Source organism: Paraburkholderia dilworthii, assembly GCF_000472525.1.
GTDB classification, from domain to species: Bacteria; Pseudomonadota; Gammaproteobacteria; order Burkholderiales; family Burkholderiaceae; genus Paraburkholderia; species Paraburkholderia dilworthii.
This window is the reverse complement of the sequence record NZ_AWZT01000001.1, coordinates 92,611-110,876: the sequence shown is the minus strand read 5'-3', so window position 1 is coordinate 110,876 and position 18,266 is coordinate 92,611. Positions and strand designations below refer to the sequence as shown.

Annotated in this window: 16 protein-coding genes; 8 read left to right on the top strand and 8 right to left on the bottom strand. The window is 61.4% G+C overall.

Annotated features, from left to right (window positions below; translation table 11 throughout):
• Positions 1-107 precede the first annotated feature (107 nt).
• Positions 108-2,459 carry a TonB-dependent receptor gene (locus F759_RS0100550; protein WP_027798117.1) on the top strand — a complete coding sequence of 784 codons (2,352 nt, stop codon included), beginning with the start codon at positions 108-110 and terminating at the stop codon, positions 2,457-2,459.
• Between the two features lie 63 nt (positions 2,460-2,522).
• Here the strand turns inward: F759_RS0100550 and F759_RS0100545 are convergent, their stop codons facing one another.
• Complete coding sequence (locus F759_RS0100545) at positions 2,523-3,668, bottom strand: YVTN family beta-propeller repeat protein (RefSeq protein ID WP_027798116.1); 1,146 nt, start codon at positions 3,666-3,668, stop codon at positions 2,523-2,525.
• 237 nt (positions 3,669-3,905) lie between these two features.
• On the opposite strand from F759_RS0100545, the gene F759_RS0100540 reads away from it, so the two are divergent.
• The 3 genes from F759_RS0100540 to gph all read left to right on the top strand — a co-directional run bounded on the left by F759_RS0100540 (position 3,906) and on the right by gph (position 6,296).
• Positions 3,906-4,622, top strand: a complete 717-nt coding sequence (locus tag F759_RS0100540) for a MotA/TolQ/ExbB proton channel family protein (RefSeq protein WP_027798115.1) — start codon at positions 3,906-3,908, stop codon at positions 4,620-4,622.
• A gap of 178 nt (positions 4,623-4,800) precedes the next feature.
• Positions 4,801-5,571: an HAD family hydrolase gene (locus tag F759_RS0100535; protein WP_027798114.1), complete on the top strand. Its 771-nt coding sequence runs from the start codon at positions 4,801-4,803 to the stop codon at positions 5,569-5,571.
• Positions 5,568-6,296, top strand: coding sequence for a phosphoglycolate phosphatase (gph, locus tag F759_RS0100530; RefSeq protein ID WP_027798113.1), 729 nt, complete (start codon positions 5,568-5,570; stop codon positions 6,294-6,296). Before F759_RS0100535 ends, gph begins: the two co-directional genes overlap by 4 nt.
• Before the next feature lie 172 nt (positions 6,297-6,468).
• Here the strand turns inward: gph and F759_RS0100525 are convergent, their stop codons facing one another.
• Together F759_RS0100525 and F759_RS0100520 are read right to left on the bottom strand one after the other, a co-directional pair.
• Positions 6,469-7,620 carry a porin gene (locus F759_RS0100525; protein WP_027798112.1) on the bottom strand — a complete coding sequence of 384 codons (1,152 nt, stop codon included), beginning with the start codon at positions 7,618-7,620 and terminating at the stop codon, positions 6,469-6,471.
• A 383-nt stretch (positions 7,621-8,003) separates the two neighbouring features.
• Positions 8,004-8,192, bottom strand: a complete 189-nt coding sequence (locus F759_RS0100520; protein ID WP_027798111.1) for a hypothetical protein — start codon at positions 8,190-8,192, stop codon at positions 8,004-8,006.
• A gap of 241 nt (positions 8,193-8,433) precedes the next feature.
• Here F759_RS0100520 and F759_RS0100515 point away from each other — a divergent pair, with 241 nt between their 5' ends.
• Together F759_RS0100515 and F759_RS0100510 are read left to right on the top strand one after the other, a co-directional pair.
• Positions 8,434-8,712 carry a DUF1488 family protein gene (locus F759_RS0100515; protein ID WP_027798110.1) on the top strand — a complete coding sequence of 93 codons (279 nt, stop codon included), beginning with the start codon at positions 8,434-8,436 and terminating at the stop codon, positions 8,710-8,712.
• Positions 8,713-8,743: 31 nt separating this feature from the next.
• Entirely contained in the window at positions 8,744-9,535 is a 792-nt protein-coding gene (locus F759_RS0100510) for a phosphate/phosphite/phosphonate ABC transporter substrate-binding protein (RefSeq protein WP_027798109.1), read from the top strand.
• A gap of 39 nt (positions 9,536-9,574) precedes the next feature.
• On the opposite strand, the gene F759_RS0100505 is transcribed toward F759_RS0100510, so the two are convergent.
• The 4 genes from F759_RS0100505 to F759_RS0100490 all read right to left on the bottom strand — a co-directional run bounded on the left by F759_RS0100505 (position 9,575) and on the right by F759_RS0100490 (position 15,377).
• Positions 9,575-11,605, bottom strand: a complete 2,031-nt coding sequence (locus F759_RS0100505) for an acetyl/propionyl/methylcrotonyl-CoA carboxylase subunit alpha (RefSeq protein WP_027798108.1) — start codon at positions 11,603-11,605, stop codon at positions 9,575-9,577.
• A gap of 72 nt (positions 11,606-11,677) precedes the next feature.
• Positions 11,678-12,463 (bottom strand): enoyl-CoA hydratase/isomerase family protein, encoded by a 786-nt coding sequence (locus tag F759_RS0100500; RefSeq protein ID WP_027798107.1) that lies wholly within the window; start codon positions 12,461-12,463, stop codon positions 11,678-11,680.
• A gap of 28 nt (positions 12,464-12,491) precedes the next feature.
• A complete protein-coding gene (locus F759_RS0100495; RefSeq protein WP_027798106.1) occupies positions 12,492-14,099 on the bottom strand; it encodes a carboxyl transferase domain-containing protein in 1,608 nt (535 codons plus the stop codon).
• A gap of 96 nt (positions 14,100-14,195) precedes the next feature.
• Complete coding sequence (locus F759_RS0100490; RefSeq protein WP_027798105.1) at positions 14,196-15,377, bottom strand: isovaleryl-CoA dehydrogenase; 1,182 nt, start codon at positions 15,375-15,377, stop codon at positions 14,196-14,198.
• 281 nt (positions 15,378-15,658) lie between these two features.
• On the opposite strand from F759_RS0100490, the gene F759_RS0100485 reads away from it, so the two are divergent.
• Positions 15,659-16,414 carry a TetR/AcrR family transcriptional regulator gene (locus F759_RS0100485; protein ID WP_027798104.1) on the top strand — a complete coding sequence of 252 codons (756 nt, stop codon included), beginning with the start codon at positions 15,659-15,661 and terminating at the stop codon, positions 16,412-16,414.
• A gap of 350 nt (positions 16,415-16,764) precedes the next feature.
• On the opposite strand, the gene F759_RS0100480 is transcribed toward F759_RS0100485, so the two are convergent.
• A complete protein-coding gene (locus F759_RS0100480; protein WP_027798103.1) occupies positions 16,765-17,448 on the bottom strand; it encodes a glutathione S-transferase in 684 nt (227 codons plus the stop codon).
• Positions 17,449-17,589: 141 nt separating this feature from the next.
• Between F759_RS0100480 and F759_RS0100475 the strand changes: the two genes are divergently transcribed.
• Entirely contained in the window at positions 17,590-18,165 is a 576-nt protein-coding gene (locus tag F759_RS0100475; RefSeq protein WP_027798102.1) for a TetR/AcrR family transcriptional regulator, read from the top strand.
• The last annotated feature ends 101 nt before the right edge of the window (positions 18,166-18,266 follow it).

Genomic DNA, 18,266 nt, shown 5'->3' with positions numbered 1-18,266 from the left:
CGCGCGATGGCGCATGCGAAGCTTTGCACACCTTGAAAGAAAGCGCTATGCATGCCGCAACGCGGCTGCGCCACGAAAATAGCGTCGTCCTGGCAGGAGACAGAATAATGAATATTCCATCACGCGCGCGGCGCGCCAACACGGTACACAAACTGCGGCGACGCGCCGGCCTTACGCTCGGATTCGGCAGCGCGCTCGCGAGCATTTCGGTCGGCGCGTGGGCTGACGCGCAACCGGCGGCGGGGGCTTCGGCTCCTGCGCAAGTTGCCGATACGGCAGTGGACACGCCGACAACCACACTCGCTCCCGTCGTGGTAGTCGGCACCACACCGCTTCTCGGCATAGGCACACCGCTCGCACAGGTGCCGGCCAATGTGCAGACGGTTCACGCGCAAGACATCGCGCAGCAGCATCGCAGCACGCTCACCGATTACTTCGCGAAGAATCTGCCGAGCGTCGATATCGCCGATGCACAGGGCAACCCGTATCAGATGAACGTCAACTATCGCGGCTTCACTGCATCGCCGTTGCTTGGGACACCGCAAGGCATTTCTGTGTTCGTCGACGGCGTGCGCGTGAACGAGCCGTTCGGCGACGTGGTCAACTGGGACGTGCTGCCGCAGCAGGCCATCGAAACGATTCAATTGATCCCGGGTTCCAATCCGACCTATGGCCTCAACACGCTCGGCGGCGCGCTCGCGATCACCACGAAGAACGGCAAGACGAGCCCCGGCGGCGAGGCAGAAGTGGCGCTCGGCTCGTGGGGCCGCAAGACTGCGCAGATCGAACAGGGCGGCACGATCGGACAGAATATCGACTACTACGTGACCGGCAACGTAGCCAACGACAACGGCTGGGCCGAGCAGAATGCAAGCCGCGTGCGACAGATTTTCGGCAAGCTGCGTTATACCGATGCGGACACCACGCTGTCGCTGTCGGCGGGCGGCGCGGACAACGATCTGCACGGCACGCAGACCATTCCGCGTTCGTTTCTTGGCAACCCGAAGCAGCCCTACACGTATCCGGACCAGAACCTGAACAGTGCTGGCTACGTGACGCTCTCCGGCGAACATTACTTCAACGACAACGTGGAACTGAGCGGCAACGCGTACTACCGGCATTTCCGCAACAGCAACCTGAGCAGCAACACCAATCCGAACTTCGGCTCCGTCGAGGACAACGGCGACATCGATACCACGCAGGCGACCAACGAAAAATCAGTGGTCTCGACGGACAGCTACGGCGCGAGCCTGCAACTCACGCTGCTTGGGAAACTCGGCGGCATGGAGAACCAGTTCGTGGCCGGCGTGTCGGCGGACATCGCGAATTCGCGCTACACGGAGTCGTCGCAGGACGCTGTTTTCACCGATTCGCGCGCGACGCTCGGCATCGGCGATTTCACGCAGCAGACCGCGGCAAAAACGCATAACGGCAACTACGGCATCTATCTGCAAGACACCTTGTCGCTGACAGAGCAATGGTCGCTGACGCTTGCGGGACGCTACAACTGGGCCGACGCCACGATCGGCGACTCGAGCGGCCTTCAGCCGCAACTGAACGGGCACCATACGTTTTCGCGTTTCAATCCGGCAGTCGGCATCAACTGGAATCCGACCTCGGCATTCACGGCCTACGCAACGTACAACGAAGGCATGCGCTCGCCGACAGCGATTGAACTCGCCTGCGCCGATCCCGCCGCGCCCTGCTCGCTGCCGAACGACTTCGTGTCGGACCCGCCGCTGCAACCGGTGATCTCGAAGACATTCGAGCTCGGCGCGCGCGGACGGATCGGCCCGGCGACGACATGGAGCGCGGCCGTCTACAGAACGACGCTCGACAACGACATCGAATTCATCAGCAGCAACGGCGCGGCGAGTAATCAGGGCTTCTTCCAGAATGTCGGCCGCACGCGCCGGCAAGGCTTCGAGCTATCCGGACACAGCCAGTTGGGGCCGCTCGCCGTGACGGCGAGCTACAGCTATATCGACGCAACGTACCGGTCGGCCTGGACCGAGAACAGCCCAAGCAATTCGAGCGCGGACGCGGACGGTAATATCGGCGTGAAGCCCGGCGACCACCTTCCCGGCATTCCGGCGAACACGGTTAAACTGCAACTCGACTATGCAGCTACCGCGAAGTGGAAAGTCGGCGCGAACCTCACGTGGCGCGGCGGCATCTATGCACAGGGCGACGAAAACAATCAGGACGTGAACGGCAAGATCGCCGGCTATCTGCTGATCGATCTGGATACGTCTTACCAGGTGACCAAACAGTTGCAGGTGTTCGCGAACGTCACGAACCTGCTCGACAAGCGCTATGCGAGCTTCGGCGCCCTCGGAGAAAACTTCTTCAACGGCCCGAACCATACGTTCGACGGCGCGAACCCGAGCAACGAGCAATTCGTCGGGCCGGGCGCGCCGCGTGGGTTCTGGGTCGGCCTGCGCTATGCGTGGAAATGACATGGTGCATGCGCGAGGCGCTGACGCATGACGGACGCGTCATCGCCTCGCGCATAATGACACTCAGTGGGATTCGATCGAGCCGTCGCTATGCGGATAGGTAACGATGCCCCACGCAAGCGGCAACTGACCGATCTGGGTGATCGGCTGATAGCTGTGCGCGTCGAGCACATACACGGCATCGGAGCGTCCGCAGGCCACCAGCAGCTTCGCACCGTCCGGCGTAAAGCTGAAATGCCAGCAGCGCTGCCCCACGGGAACGTCGGTGAGATGCTCGTAGCTGTGGCCGTCGAACACCTGGAGCGTCTTGTCGCGCGACGCGGCGACGAAGAGCCTCTTGCCATCGGGACCGTATGCCACGCCGTAAGGACCGAGCTTCGTATCGACGGTCTTCACGACCTTGAACGTGTGCGCGTCGATTACGACCAGCTTGCTCAACGACTCGAGTGTGACGACATATTCCTTGCCATCCGGCGACAAGCGGATGCCACGCGGACGCCCGCCCGCCGCGAGCTTCACGGTCCTGATCGGCGCGCCGGTGCGCACGTGATAGACCGAAACGGTGTCATCGCCTTCGTTCGTGACGAGCATGCTCTTGCCGTCGCGTGAAAATTCAATGCCCTCGGTTTCGTGACCGCTCGTCACCGAACGCAACACGCGCCAGGTTTTCATATCGACGATCGCGATCTCCGCGGGCGGCTTGTTCGCATCGTCATCGTCGTCGGCGTGCGGCTTGGTGCCCTGCTGATTGGCTTGCTGATTGGGCTGCCCATTGGCTTCTTTGCCGGGCTGCACGTTCGCGGCAGGCGGCCCGCCTTCTTCGCCGGGCTCGTATGTGACGTACGCGTAACCGTTGTGCACGCGCACGAACTCCGGGTTCTTGCCGATCTTCACGCGCTGCACGACTTCCCCCGAAGCCGTATCGATTACCGCGAGGTCGCCGGTATTCTTGTTGGCCACGAGCAGCCGCGAGCCGTCCGCATTCAGACTCAGCCCGCGCGGGCCGTCCGCGCCGACAGGAAACGTCTTCGTTAGCGTCATCTTATCGAGGTCGATCACGCCGACACCGGCCTTCTCGCTCGACACATAAGCCGTTGGGGTCGCGCCTTGCGCGGGACCGGCCGCAAGCGCGGCGACGACAGCGGCAGCGGCCGCAGCTAAAGCGATGGGACGTCCCCGTGTTGCGTTACGAAAGCGTGTCTCCAGCATGTTTTGTACTCCGTTTGTGAAAGCGCTGCGCCGCGCAAAGGCCGCCATTAACAAAGTAGTTCATTGAGGGATCGTTTGACAACGGAGAATAAGCAGGAGATTTTCCCGAATTGACTCGGCACGTTCAGTAGACGTTCTAAAGCGCCGTTCACCAGCGGAGAATGAATGTGCAGAACCGGACGATGCCCAGTCACCGGCTTCTAACCTTCCACGTCCAGCCAGTCGAAGGAATCGGTCATGCAGCACTATGGTGTCGCGAATGTCTGGCAGAGCGGCGATTTCGTCACACGCTCGATCCTCGGCACGCTGTTCGTCATGTCCATCCTGTCGTGGACGGTCATCGTCGTCAAGCTGTGGTGCGTCATGCGCATCAAGCGTGTAACCGGGCGCACCGACGCGCTGTTCTGGCAAGCGGACAGCTTCGAACACGGACTCAGGGACCTGGGTGGCCTCGAGAGCTACCGTGGCGACGCATCGGCCGCTGTGCTGCGCGACAATCCGCTTCTGGCGCTTGCGGTAGCCGCTGCTGAAGCGGCGGCTCATCACCGGCAAAACAGGCCCCATCTGCAAGACCGTATCGACGTGTCCGATTGGATCGCGCGCCGTCTGCAGGGCACCATCGACGACATCATCGCGCATATGCAAAGCGGTCTCGCGGTGCTGGCGTCGATCGGCAGCACCGCGCCGTTCGTCGGCCTCTTCGGTACTGTGTGGGGCATTTATCATGCGCTGATCGTGATTGGCCAAACGGGTCAGGCATCGATCGATCGTGTCGCCGGACCGGTCGGCGAGTCGCTCATCATGACCGCGTTCGGACTCTTTGTCGCGATACCCGCGGTGCTTGGATACAACGGCCTGACGCGCGCGAACAAGTCGGTCGTTACGCGGCTCAAGCGCTTCGCGCACGGACTGCATGCGTACTTCGTGACCGGCCTGCAATTGCCGCGTGGGTGAAACGATAGAGTGCACGTCACGCTCGTGCGGCAGGCCGCGGCCGCTGCGAATCGTTAAAGGATGCGTTATCGAGGTCCAAAGAATCTCTGAATTCAAATCACCGTGGCGCTCCGCTATCGTGGCTGCATACCGGCGGCATGCATGATGCCGCCGCTGCACAACATGAAGAGGAACGGCCATGCAAGCCTTGATCTTCGATGTCGACGGCACGCTTGCCGATACCGAAAGCGCGCATCTGCACGCATTCAATGCGGCATTCGCGGAAGCCGGCCTCGACTGGCATTGGGACGAAGCGCTTTACACGCGTCTTCTCAAGGTAGCGGGCGGCAAGGAGCGCCTGCTGCATTACTGGCGTATCGCCGATCCGGAAGAAGCCGAGGGCTCGGGCGTGAGCGGCGTCATCGACACGGTGCACGCGATCAAGACCCGTCATTACGCGGCACGCGTGCGCGGCGGCGGTTTGCCGTTGCGGCCCGGCATTGCGCGGCTGATCGAGGAAGCCGCCGCTGCCTCTATTCCCGTCGCAATCGCGACGACCACCACGCCAGCCAATCTCGACGCGCTGCTGCAAGGACCGTTCGGCTCCGGATGGCGCAGCCGTTTTGCCGCGATCTGCGACGCGGGCACCACGCAGACAAAGAAGCCTGCGCCCGATGTCTATCTCGACGTACTTCGGCAACTCGGCCTGAAAGGCGCGGACTGCATTGCGTTCGAGGATTCGGCCAACGGTCTGCGGGCGGCGCGTGCGGCGTTCGTGCCGACTGTCGTGACACCGACCGCATACACATCGCGCGATTCTTTCGATGGCGCGTTAGCCGTGCTGCCTCATCTCGGCGATCCACATGCGCCGATCCGCTCGACAACCGTAGACGAGAGGCCCGCATGGGTCGATCTCGACACGTTGCGTCGCTGGCATCGCAATGCGTTGAACGAAGCCGCTGCCGTATGAGCAAGCAACCTTTTTTTTCGCCGCAAGCGCGCACGCGTGCCGTGCTGATCGATCTCGACGGCACGATGGTTCACACCGCGCCGGATATCGTCGAAGCGGTGAGCCGCATGCTCGCCGACTTCGGCCAGGCGCCGTTGCCGTTCGACACGGTCAGCGGTTTTATCGGCAAAGGCGTGCCAAACCTCGTACGACGCACGCTCGAAGCGGCCGCGCTGAGCGACCAGGTAGAGATGAGCGAAGCGTTGACGGTGTTTCACCGGCATTATGAACAGACCAATGGCAGCTTCGGTCATGTGTTTCCACACGTCGCGGCGGGTCTTCGAGAACTTCGGCGGCTCGGCTACCGGCTTGCGTGCGTGACCAACAAACCGGAGGCACTGGCCGCGCCGCTACTGCTCATGACAGGACTCGCGCGCGACCTCGATGTGCTGGTCGCGGGCGATTCGATCGAGCGCATGAAGCCCGATCCCGAACCGCTATGGCATGCCTGCCGACTGCTCGGCGTGGATGTGGAATGCAGCGTACTGGTCGGCGATTCGCCGGTCGACGTGAGCGCGGCACGAGCGGCACGTATGCCGGTGTTTATCGTGAGCTATGGATATGGCGGGCCCGATGGCGCAGCGGCGTTGCAATCCGACGCGTTGATCGATTCGCTGGTGCAATTGCCGGATCTGCTTGCGTCACGCGATGAGCGCTTGCGAGCCGGTGCCAGTGCCGGACGGTAGTTCTCACCCGTCCCATTGCGTTCGCACAGACGCAATACAAAACGACCCGGACGCGCAGTGCGACCGGGTCGTCAGTTTTGTGCCGCCAACGAGCCGCCGAAGCGGCTTGCCGCTGGCTAAAGCAGAACCAGCAGAACCAGCAGAACCAGCAGAACCAGCAGAACCAGCAGAATCAGAACTTATGACGGATACCGACGATCGCAAGCGCTTGCGAATCGGTGCCGTTGTAGCCATATGAGCCGATAGAAGCTTGCGCGTCCTGCGTCGTGCCGTCCGCGAGACGCTGCGTGCCGTTTGCGTGCTGGTACGCCGCGACCGCGTAGAAATCCGTGCGCTTGGAGATGTTGTAGTCCGCGCCGATGCTGACCTGGTGATAATGCGCCGACGTGTCGCCCGACGCAGCCGTGTACGCATAACCCACACCCGCGACGAGTGCCGGAGTCGCCTGGTATGCAACGAACGCCTTGCCGCTGTTGTACTTCTCGGTCCCCGTGAAGGCCGACGAGGCATCGCTCTTCAATTGCGTGTTGCTGTACGAAGCGCCCAGCGTGACCGGGCCGATCGCGTATTGGCCACCGATCTGCGCGATGCTGACCGATTTCGCCGACACGTAGCCGTCGTTGATATGGCTGTCGAAGATCGAATCGGTCGTGCTGCTCGCCCAACTCGTGCGCCCGGCGGTAGCCGATGCGTTGGTCGCGCGCAGATAGCCGCCAGCGAGCGAGAACGGGCCGTTCGAATACGACACAGCGCCGCTGTACGTATAGCCCTGGCCTGCCTGGCCCGCGACGCCGCTGAATGCATACAGGCCTTCGAACTGCAGGCCGCCGTAGTTCGGCGACACGTATTTGACGGCGTTCGACACGCGAGCGCTGTTGTCGTTGTTATCGACGTCGCCCGGCGTTGCAAACGCAGAGCCGAAGAAGTTGTCGGCGGTAATGCCCTGCACCATGTCAACGATCGGATCGTACTGGCGGCCGGCCGTCACCGTGCCCCACGTAGCGCCGGTCAGCCCGACAAATGCCTGGCGGCCGAACTCACGCGAACCTTGACCGAGCTTGCCCGTACCTACATCGAAGCCGTTTTCCAACGTGAAGATCGCCTTCAGGCCACCGCCCAACTCTTCCTGACCCTTCAGGCCCCAACGGTCGCCGCTCAGGTTGCCGTTGATCATGCCCGTGAGGTTGCTGCCCGAATCGGCGTTATGCACATAGCCGATGCCCGCGTCGATCACGCCGTACAACGTTACGCTGTTCTGTGCATGCGCAGACCCCGCCGCGACCAGCAATGCGAAAGATGCCGAAGTCAATGCTGTCTTATTCATCCTTGTTCCTTTATTCAAGTTCTAGAGAGGCATTAGGGATGCGCAGCATACATCGATTAAATAAAACTTCAATAAAATTTTTTAAAACTGCGACACCATTAGCATTACCAACTAATGCATAAATAATTAATGGCTGTGTGCGGACACATAGCCCCGAGTCCGGCGCAACGACTTTTCTCTGCGTGGAGACTTGGAGAAGGAGCCAAACGTGGGCCACTTTAATGAGCCGGGTTCGCGAAGTCAAGCCATCACGAGATGGATTGTCTTGCTTCACCTTACCGATAAACAGTCTTGATTCGATAAAAATATTTCAGATCATTAATTCACCTCTCCATTTCCAATTCTTTCCCGATCGCGACTTTTCACGCACTGCTTTGAAATGGTCAGTGGCAACCAATCGCGCAACCAAGCAGGCTGAAAGCGCCGACAATGCCCACGCCCGCGCCAAGGCCGAATGTCTCGATCGAGCTCGCGCATCCCTGCACGCCGAATAGCACCGCCACTGCAGCGGCCAGCACGAGGTGCCTGATTGTGCGCTGCGCGGTGTCGCTGGATTGACTGATACCCGTCATCTTTCACCCCGTCCCGATGCGTCCGAATACTGCGAGTTTAGGCAACGCGCCGCCGCGCGAACGATCGAACACGAGTCGAAAAATCACGCCGGTTACAAAACCTTGCGCCGCCGAAACAGTTTGCGGCTGCGCTCACGGCAACACCGGCACGATCTCTTCGCGAATGCTGGCTCTCCCACATACCGGCGCGGCGGAGCTTGTCATGCTGACGATTCAGGCGCGCGCGCGAAAGGAGGTCGCCATGTCGGTCTATGTCGATGAAGGATTCCGGCCCTACGTCACGGAGTGCGCAACCGTCGCGTTCAGGGTGTGCTGCGACGACCGGGCGCAGATTTTCGAAATCAGCGCGGACGCGCTGATCGCCTATTGCGGTGCGGCGAGCGCGCGCAAGAAAGATCTGCTCGCGGCGTTCGAAGACGCGCAACTCGACATACTCACGGTTGCCGCGCAGACATGGACTTTCAGACCAACCGAACCGGTGCCGCTTGGAGTGGACGAGTTCCGTATGGTCAAACACTGAGTCCGCCAGTTAACTGTGCAAGAATCGCATCATGACCTGGATCGCCGCCCTGCCGATGTACAACGTCACGCCCTCGCTCGAATTCGAATGGCGCGAGTGGCTGGCTGACGTGCTGCGCATGGTCAAGCCGGCGTGCCGCATCGTCGAGCCGGACGAGGAATTGCATGGCTTCTGGCGGCGGCCCAACCTGCTGATTTCGCAAACGTGCGGCTATCCGCTGATGCACGGCCTGCACCAACAGGTGCAGCTGATCGCGACGCCGCGCTTTGACGCGCCCGGCTGTGAAGGCGCGCATTACGCGAGCGTACTGGTTACGCGTGCCGATGCGCCGTTCGACACGCTCGCATCGTGCCGCGGCACACGCGCAGCCTACAACCAGGACGATTCGAATAGCGGCATGAACGCGCTGCGTCACGCGGTTGCCCCTCATTCGCAGGAGGGCACGTTTTTCCGCGCTGTCGTGCGAACCGGTTCACACGTCGGCTCGTTACAGGCGGTCGCCGACAATCGCGCCGACGTCGCCGCGATAGATTGCGTGACGTTCGCTTTCGTCTGCGATGAAATGCCGGAACTCGCGCGCCGTGTCCGGCGCATCGGCATGACGGCGGCGTCGCCGGGTCTGCCGCTGATTGCATCGGACATCGTGCCCGCTGCAACTGTGGAAGCGCTGCGTCAGGCACTGAACGAAGCGCTCACACTGCGTCCCGAGCGCACACAACGCCTGCGTTTGCAGGGCTTTTCCACGTTGCCGATGGAGGACTACGACCGCATCGCGCAACTGGAAAGCGAAGCGCGCGCGGCCGGATATACGCGGCTCGGCTGAGGTTCGCCGACGTTTTTGCGAAGCCGCAAAGATTCGCGCTTATGGCATGTCGAGCACCAGAAGCTGTGCACCGTCGGCGACCTGATCGCCCACCGCATACAGCACTTCGGACACCGTGCCGGCTGCCGGCGCGCCGATTGTGTGCTCCATCTTCATCGCTTCCATGACGATCAGCGGCGTACCTTTCTCGACCACCGTGCCCGGCTCGACCAGCACTGCGATCACCTTGCCGGGCATCGGCGCGGTCAAGCGGCCTTCGCCATGTTCGGCATCCGCTGCGTGCGCGAGCAGGTTTTGCCATTCGAACGCCAGCGTGTGACCGAGACAGAACACATGGAATGTATCGCCGTCGATAAACACACGGCCCGTGGCCCGCGCATCGCCTATCGTCGCGCGATATTCGTGCAAGCCGGAGCCGCTCGACCAGGTGAAGGCTTCCCGCACGCCGTCGTGTTCGAGCGTTTGCGCGGTCTGCGTGCCGCCATCGCGAGCGAACGTGACCGTGAATGCGCTCTCGCGTTCGACATCGCGCCAGCCGAGCGTTTGCGTGTAGCCGCCATTCAGACGCCAGTGCGACAGCGCGTCCCACGGTGAGGCGCCGTGCGCCGTGCCGCCCTCGCGCGTGAGCAGCGCCGCGCACGCGAGCGCGAGCGCTTCCTTGAACGGTTTTTTCACCGGGGCAAACAACGCCTCGTGATGCCGTTCGATCAGGCCCGTATCGAGATCGCCCGTTGCAAACGGCTCGCTCTCGACAATGCGTTGCAGAAACTCGACGTTGGTATGCGGGCCGACCACTTCGCACGCATGCAGCGCACGGCTCATTCTTGCGAGTGCTTCCTCCCGCGAGGCGCCGTGCACGATGAGCTTCGCGATCATCGGGTCATAGAAAGGCGTGATGGTGTCGCCTTCGCGCACACCGCTGTCGATGCGCACCGGCGCCTTGCGGCCCTCGCCTGTGGCCGCATCGATCGTGAATTCCACGCCTTCAGGCATACGCAAATGCTTGAGCGTGCCGGTCGACGGCAGGAAGCCACGCGCCGGATGTTCGGCGTAGATCCGGGCCTCGATTGCGTGGCCGTCAATCTTTAACTGTTCTTGCGTGAGCGGCAGCGACTCGCCGGCGGCTACGCGCAATTGCCATTCCACGAGGTCTTGACCGGTGATCATTTCCGTGACCGGGTGCTCGACCTGCAAGCGCGTGTTCATCTCCATGAAGTAGAACTCGCCCGTGGCCGTCATGATGAACTCGACGGTGCCCGCACCGACGTAGTTCACCGCGCGTGCGGCGGCCACTGCCGCTTCGCCCATTTCGCGCTTGATTTCCGCGGACAACCCTGGCGCGGGCGCCTCCTCCAGTACCTTCTGATGACGACGTTGCACCGAGCAATCGCGGTCGAACAGATAAACGGCGCCGCCGTGACGATCCGCGAACACCTGCACTTCCACGTGTCGCGGCCGGGTCAGATACTTTTCGATCAGCACGCGATCGTTGCCGAAGCTGCTCGCCGCCTCGCGCTTGCACGAAGCGAGCGCCGCGACGAAGTCTTGGCTGCGCTCGACCACACGCATGCCCTTGCCGCCACCGCCCGCGCTTGCCTTGAGAAGAACCGGGTAGCCGATCGCATCCGCCTCGCGATGCAATAGTTCGGGGTTCTGATCGTCTCCGTGATAACCGGGAACGAGCGGCACCGCTGCCGAGTGCATCAGCGCCTTAGCCGCGGCTTTCGAACCCATCGCCGCAATCGCTTCAACCGGCGGCCCGATGAACACGATGCCGGCGGCTTCGCATGCATGCGCGAAGTCTTCGTTCTCCGACAGAAAACCATAACCGGGATGCACTGCCTGAGCGCCGGTTGCCCGCGCGGCTTCGATAATGCGCTCCACGCGCAGATAGCTTTCCGCCGCGGTCGAACCGCCGATATGCACGGCTTCATCGCACGCGCTCACATGCTTTGCGTTGGCATCCGCGTCGGAATAAACGGCCACACTCGCGATGCCGAGCCGCTTGCAGGTCGCCGCGACGCGGCACGCAATTTCGCCCCGGTTGGCAATCAGGATCTTGTTGAACATGAGTTGTCTCGATCTCGGGATATTGTTCTGGTGAAGGCCAGCCGGCGCCTCGGAATGTCAGTGAGCCGCGCGTCAGTTACGCCAGGCCGGCGTGCGCTTTTCGAGGAACGATGCGACGCCTTCGCGGCCTTCCGCGCCGGCCCGCGTGCGCGCGATGCGCGCGGCCGTATCGTCGATCAATGCATCGTTCAGCTCGCGGCCTGCCACATCCTGCACCAGTTGCTTGCACGCGCGTACCGCTTGCGGACCGTTCGCGCACAGCGTTTGCGCGATCTGCTGTACGGTGACGTCCAGTTGTTCCGCGCTGACCGCTTCGCTGACGAGCCCAAGGCGCAATGCCGTCGCGCAGTCGAACTGCTCGGCGGTGATGAAATAGCGGCGCGACGCCTGCTCGCCCAACGCGCGAATCACGTACGGCGCGATGGTCGCCGGAATCAGACCAAGACGCGCCTCCGACAGACAGAAGCGCGCACTGTCCACTGCCACCACGATGTCGCATGCGCAGAGGAGCCCCATGCCGCCTGCGTAGGCATCGCCATTCACGCGAGCGATCACCGGCTTGTTGCAGCGATAGATGGACGACAGCATGTTCGCGAGCAGCATCGCGTCGGCGCGGTTCTCGTTGTCCGAGTAAGCGGCCATCTTCTTCATCCAGTTCAGATCGGCGCCCGCGCAAAAGGCCTTGCCGTTCGCGGCGAGCACGACTGCGCGGACGTCGTCGCGCGTATCGAGCATCGTGAAGGCCGACGTAAGGTCTGCGATCATCGTTTCGTTGAACGCGTTGCGCACATCCGGGCGATTCAGCGTGACGGTCGCAATGTGCCCGGCGATCTCGACATTCAGTGTTTCATAGTGCATCGTGGCGGCTCCCATGCGTCGCGCGCTGTCACATCCGGAACACGCCGAAACGCGTATCTTCGATTGGCGCATTCATCGCGGCCGACAGACCGAGACCGAGCACGTCGCGCGTTTGCGCCGGATCGATCACGCCGTCGTCCCACAGACGCGCGCTCGCATAGTACGGATGGCCCTGATACTCGTATTGCTCGCGAATCGGCTGTTTAAACGCCTCTTCTTCGTCGGCGCTCCATGAACCGCCCCTGCCTTCGATGCCGTCGCGCCTGACCGTGGCCAGTACCGACGCCGCCTGCTCGCCGCCCATCACCGAAATACGCGCGTTCGGCCACATCCATAGAAAACGCGGCGAGAATGCGCGGCCGCACATGCCGTAATTGCCCGCACCGAACGAGCCACCGATGATCACCGTCAACTTAGGCACCTTCGCCGTGGCCACCGCCGTCACCATCTTGGCGCCGTTACGCGCGATACCTTCGTTCTCGTACTTGCGGCCCACCATGAAGCCCGTGATGTTCTGCAGAAACACGAGCGGAATCTTGCGCTGGCAGCACAACTCGATAAAGTGCGTGCCCTTTAACGCGGACTCCGAAAACAGAATGCCGTTGTTTGCAATGATGCCGACCGGATGGCCCCAGATATGCGCGAAGCCGCACACAAGCGTGGTGCCGTAGCGCGCCTTGAATTCGTCGAATGCCGAGTCGTCGACGATGCGCGCAATCACCTCGCGTATATCGAACGGCTTTCTCGTATCAACGGGAATCACGCCGTACATGCTCTTCACGTCGTAGCGCGGCGGCTTGGGCGCCTGCAACATGACTGGCACGTGCTTCGTGCGGTTCAGGTTGCCGACAATGCTACGGGCAATCGCCAATGCATGCGCGTCGTTCTGCGCGAGATGATCGACCACGCCCGACAGACGCGTATGCACGTCGCCGCCGCCGAGGTCTTCCGCGCTGACCACTTCGCCGGTTGCGGCTTTCACGAGCGGCGGGCCGCCGAGAAAAATCGTCCCCTGATTCTTCACGATGATCGACTCATCGCTCATGGCCGGCACATATGCGCCGCCCGCGGTGCACGAGCCCATCACGACGGCGATCTGCGGAATACCCGCTGCCGATAGATTCGCCTGGTTGTAGAAGATGCGGCCGAAGTGGTCGCGGTCGGGAAATACATCGTCCTGATTCGGCAGATTTGCGCCGCCCGAGTCGACGAGATACACGCACGGCAAGCGGTTTTCCGCGGCAATTTCCTGCGCGCGCACATGTTTCTTGACCGTGACCGGATAGTAGGTGCCGCCTTTGACCGTCGCATCGTTGCAGACGATCACGCACTCGTGGCCCGCAATCCGTCCGATGCCGGTGATCACGCCCGCGCCCGGCGCATCGTCGTTATACATGCCATAGGCTGCCAGTTGCGAGAACTCAAGAAACGGTGTGCCCGGATCGAGCAGTTTCTCGATGCGCTCGCGCGGCAGCAGTTTGCCGCGCCCAGTGTGCTTTTCGCGCGCAGCCTGGCCGCCGCCCAGCGCGAGCTTTTCGACCTTCATGCGAAGATCGGCCACCAGCGCTTCGAGCGCCGCCGCGTTCGCGCGGAAGTCGTCGGAGCGTGGGTTGAGCTTGGATTCGATGATCGGCATTGCGTGGCTTCTCCTGTGTCGATCGGAGAATCGGAGTCCGCGTTTTAGCGCTTACTGCGATCCCATGCCGCTTTTTGAAAGTTGGCGCGTGAGCGCTTACGCAGTCTCGGCAAACAGCTCGCGGCCAATCAGCATGCGGCGGATTTCGCTCGTGCCCGCGCCGATTTCATAGAGCTTCGCATCGCGCCACAAGCGCCCGACCGGATATTCGTTGATATAACCGTTGCCGCCAAGAATCTGAATCGCCTCGCCCGCCATCCACGTGGCTTTTTCGGCCGTGTACAGAATCACGCCCGCGCAATCCTTGCGAACCTGGCGCACGTGCCCCGTGCCGAGCGTGTCCAGTTGACGGCCGACCGCGTACAGATACGCGCGGCACGCCTGCAACGTGGTGTAGAGGTCGGCCACCTTGCCCTGAATCAGCTGGAACTCGCCAATCGACTGACCGAACTGCCTGCGATCGTGGATGTACGGCACGACCGCATCCATCACCGCGACCATGATGCCGGTCGGGCCGCCCGCGAGCACCGCGCGCTCGTAGTCGAGCCCGCTCATCAGCACCTTCACGCCGCCGTTCAATTGGCCGAGGATGTTCTCTTCCGGCACTTCGACGTCTTCGAACACGAGTTCGCCGGTGTGCGAGCCGCGCATGCCGAGTTTGTCGAGCTTCTGCGCAACCGAGAAACCCTTCATACCCTTTTCGACGATAAACGCGGTAATGCCACGCGAATTCGCTTCGACGTCGGTCTTCGCGTAGACGACCAGCGTGTCGCAATCGGGACCGTTGGTGATCCACATCTTGGTGCCGTTGAGCACATAGCGGTCGCCCTTCTTATCGGCGCGCAGCTTCATGCTGACTACATCCGAGCCCGCATTCGGCTCGCTCATTGCTAGCGCGCCGACATGTTCGCCGGATACGAGTTTCGGCAAGTACTTCTGCTTTTGCGCGTCGGTGCCGTTGCGATGAATCTGATTCACGCACAGATTCGAATGCGCGCCGTACGAAAGACCGACCGAAGCGGACGCACGCGAGATCTCTTCCATCGCGACCATATGCGCCGTATAGCCCATGTTCGCGCCGCCGTATTCCTCCGAGACCGTCATGCCGAGCACACCCAGATCGCCGAATTTGCGCCACAGGTCCATCGGAAACTGGTCCGTGCGATCGATTTCAGCCGCACGCGGCGCGATTTCTTTTGCAGCGAATCCCGCGATGCTGTCACGCAGCATTTCGATTTCTTCGCCGAGCGGGAATTGCAAACCGGGCAGGTTGCTCATTGCGGTGTCTCCAGAGTTCATTGGCAGCCGGACGCTGATGCCGGCGCATTCCAGTGCGGCCCGGCGGACGTCCGCGGCCTCACAGGCCGCGTCTCTCGCTTTACTTAAGGCGCGCGGCGTTCAAGGCGAATTTCACGCTAGATTTACGTAAGCGTCAATAGGTATTTCTGAGTATCACTCAGAAAATGGCTCGACCGGTTCATGCGCCCCAATGCTGTGGTAGCATCGGCTCAAATGGGCTTTTCCAGACGAACTCTTCCACAAACTTGACTTCGACTCATATGACGGTTGCTCTCAAGGCCGAGTTGCCCGCATCGCGCCGCCAGCCGGCCGGGCGCAAGTCGCAGCAGCGCGTGAAGGAGATCCTTCAGGCGGGCCGCGACGTGTTCTCCGAGAAGGGCTACGAACGTGCAACGACTGCGGAGATTGCTCAACGCCTGGGCGTTTCCGAAGCGACCGTCTTCAGCTATTTTCGCGGCAAGCGCGAGTTGTGCGCGCGGGTTATCGGCGACTGGTACGACGAGATCATCGATGCCATCGAGTCCGGACTGCCGCGCGACGGCACCGTACGGCAACAATTCGCGTTCATCGTGCGAACCCATTTGCGGCTGATGCTCGTGAACGGCACCGACCTGTGCGCGCTAGTGTTGTCGGAAGGACGCGCGCGGCATCACGAGTTGAGCGAAGCGCTGACCGAATTGCAGCGCCGCTACACCGCACCGCTGATGCGCGTATTGGCCCAAGGCCAGGAAAGCGGCCAGATTCGCGCAGACATGCCTTTGCGTTTATTGCGCTCGATGGTGTTCGGGCCGATGGAGCATGTGTTATGGGACGCGACGCTCGCGAACCGGCATACTGACATCGACGCCACCGCGGACCAGTTGATCGACGTATTGTGGGCCGCGTTGACGCCTCCCGATCTCGCGGTGAATGCGTTGCAACAGTTCCGGGCGGAAGTCGCGGAAGCGAACCGGCGTTTCGAAGAAGCTACACGTGAAGCAACTGCGCGCGCCGTGGACCCAGCAAGCGGCGAATAACCCAAGCTAGCTGGCTGATTATTTTGGCCGTACTTCGCCACGAAATTAAACGTGGGCCAGCCCTGTGCGCATGTCTGCTGCTCTTTGGCAACCGAACGCGCCACGTCGGCGCCGAGATCTTTGCCGGTGGCGGATCGATGACATCGAAGGTGTCTCTCGACTCGACGAACTTGCCGGCGATGCTGCGATAGTACGGACCTCGAAAACACTGACGCGTTCAGTTGCTTGAGGTGATGTAGCCATTCGTTCGCGACTGAGCTCACCAGTCGTCCAACTCGTGCGTACAGGGCGCCCCAGTTTTGCAACCAAGATTGATCGCTCGTCAATGAAGGCCGACAACAGCTGCGATTTCAGGCAAATGTCGGCTGGTTCTTGACGCTCGGCCGTTCCCGCATTCTCGCGTACCAGGCGAGAAGGGCTTCGCACTCCGCAGGCACGGGCAGCTTCACGATCGACGCAAAGACCAGGCCGCCAATGACGGTGATGTCGGCCATCGAGAACGCATCCCCGGCGACAAACGGCTGCTCTTTCAAGACGTCATTGAAGTACTGCATGCCCCTGAGGGCTTTGTCGCGCTGACGAAACCCCCATTCGGGGTTCTGATAAAGCTCGACTTCGGGCCCGAGCCCTGGCGTGGCGTGGTGGAAATAGACACTGATGGCGTCGAGCAATTCCAGCTCGGCGCGCTTGCTCATCATGTGGATCACGCCCTTGTCGAGCGGTGTTTTGCCGGTCAGCGTGGGTGCGCCGCCGAGCGTATCGAGGTATTCGGTGATGGCGGTGCATTCGGCGATGCAGGTTCCGTCATGGAGTTCCAAAACCGGCAACGTACCCGAGTAGTTTTTCCGAGAGATGAACTCGGGCCTTTTGTGCTCCCCCCTGTAAAGATCGACCATCACGAACTCGACACGCGATTGCAGATTCTTTTCGGCCAAGGCGATACGCACGCGTGTCGGATAAGGTCCCTTGGGAAAATCGTAAATCGTCATGATGGGCAGTTTGGTTACATCGGAATGAACGATGTTCGGTGTCATGCTTACCTCTCCAGGTGGCTGTTGCTCGCGATCGGAGGAAATGGGAAAGTATCCGTCTATCTACCTAACGTTTGTTAGGTTTAACATAGAGGGTATAATTCACTGTGTCAACAGTCATCCCAGTTGGTGGAGGCGGTCGTAGTGAAGAACGATTCGGGCTTGAGCTCCAGGGAACGAATCCTGGTGGCAGCTACAGAGATTGCGCAAGCGCATGGCTACAGCGGCCTGAATTTTCGTGAGCTTGCTGAGGCTGTCGGCATCAAGGCCGCGAGCATCTACCATCACTTCGCCAGCAAGTCCGATCTCGGAGCAGCGGTGGCGAGGCGTTATTGGGAGGATTCGGCAGCCGCGCTGGACGCACTTTGGGTCGAATCCGCGAATCCGATCGACTGTCTGCGCCGCTATCCGGATACCTTTCGCAAGGCACTGGTGCGGGATAATCGCATATGCCTCTGCAGTTTCATGGCCGCCGAATGCGATGACTTGCCAGAGGCGGTGACGAAAGAGGTCCAAACCTTTGCTGATGTGAATGTTGCATGGCTGAGCAAGGTGCTATCCGCCACGGCCATTGTCCGCGCCGAGGAGCACGAGGGACGTGCTCGCGCCATCTTCGCAGCCGTCGCTGGCGCTCAACTCATCGCCAGAAGTCGCGCGGACATCTCTGTCTATGATGCGTTAATTGAAAGCTATCGTATTGCTGGTCTTTTGCCGGCATAGCAGCAGAAAAAAAGTCGGTACGACGCCTCCTGGCCTTCGATGTGCAGGTGCCGCTGTGCCGGATGGGCGAAGCGAGCGATATCGCCACAGCGGCGCTATTT

Coding starts and splice junctions, on each gene's coding strand:
- gph (WP_027798113.1), top strand. CDS start 5,568: ATGAGCAAGCAACCTTTTTTTTCGCCGCAAGCGCGCACGCGTGCCGTG.
- F759_RS0100490 (WP_027798105.1), bottom strand. CDS start 15,377: ATGAGCAACCTGCCCGGTTTGCAATTCCCGCTCGGCGAAGAAATCGAA.
- F759_RS0100505 (WP_027798108.1), bottom strand. CDS start 11,605: ATGTTCAACAAGATCCTGATTGCCAACCGGGGCGAAATTGCGTGCCGC.
- F759_RS0100510 (WP_027798109.1), top strand. CDS start 8,744: ATGACCTGGATCGCCGCCCTGCCGATGTACAACGTCACGCCCTCGCTC.
- F759_RS0100545 (WP_027798116.1), bottom strand. CDS start 3,668: ATGCTGGAGACACGCTTTCGTAACGCAACACGGGGACGTCCCATCGCT.
- F759_RS0100550 (WP_027798117.1), top strand. CDS start 108: ATGAATATTCCATCACGCGCGCGGCGCGCCAACACGGTACACAAACTG.
- F759_RS0100485 (WP_027798104.1), top strand. CDS start 15,659: ATGACGGTTGCTCTCAAGGCCGAGTTGCCCGCATCGCGCCGCCAGCCG.
- F759_RS0100520 (WP_027798111.1), bottom strand. CDS start 8,192: ATGACGGGTATCAGTCAATCCAGCGACACCGCGCAGCGCACAATCAGG.
- F759_RS0100535 (WP_027798114.1), top strand. CDS start 4,801: ATGCAAGCCTTGATCTTCGATGTCGACGGCACGCTTGCCGATACCGAA.
- F759_RS0100515 (WP_027798110.1), top strand. CDS start 8,434: ATGTCGGTCTATGTCGATGAAGGATTCCGGCCCTACGTCACGGAGTGC.
- F759_RS0100500 (WP_027798107.1), bottom strand. CDS start 12,463: ATGCACTATGAAACACTGAATGTCGAGATCGCCGGGCACATTGCGACC.
- F759_RS0100525 (WP_027798112.1), bottom strand. CDS start 7,620: ATGAATAAGACAGCATTGACTTCGGCATCTTTCGCATTGCTGGTCGCG.
- F759_RS0100495 (WP_027798106.1), bottom strand. CDS start 14,099: ATGCCGATCATCGAATCCAAGCTCAACCCACGCTCCGACGACTTCCGC.
- F759_RS0100480 (WP_027798103.1), bottom strand. CDS start 17,448: ATGACACCGAACATCGTTCATTCCGATGTAACCAAACTGCCCATCATG.
- F759_RS0100540 (WP_027798115.1), top strand. CDS start 3,906: ATGCAGCACTATGGTGTCGCGAATGTCTGGCAGAGCGGCGATTTCGTC.